The organism is Xenorhabdus littoralis (assembly GCF_033949345.1).
Taxonomy (GTDB): domain Bacteria; phylum Pseudomonadota; class Gammaproteobacteria; order Enterobacterales; family Enterobacteriaceae; genus Xenorhabdus; species Xenorhabdus littoralis.
Map to the genome: position 1 here is coordinate 1 of NZ_VCDP01000273.1, position 214 is coordinate 214.

Sequence of the window (214 nt, forward strand, 5' to 3'; positions counted from 1 at the left end):
CCACTAATGCCGATGCTATCGTCGAGTATGAGTATGACAAAACCACTGGCCTGCCCACCTGCGAGCGTATCAACGGACGGGAAATCATTCATGAATGGGATAACCTGACCGGGCGTCCAATCAGTGAAACTGTGGAGGGCAATACCCTGCACTTTGGCTATAGCCAGATGGGGGCACTGAACCACTTTCAGCTCAACCAACATGCGCCACTGAC

Annotated in this window: 1 protein-coding gene; it reads left to right on the top strand. The window is 52.8% G+C overall.

Features of this window, described 5'->3' with window-relative positions:
* A partial coding sequence (locus tag FE394_RS19590) for a hypothetical protein (protein WP_319927978.1) occupies positions 1 to 214 on the top strand: 214 nt, incomplete at both ends.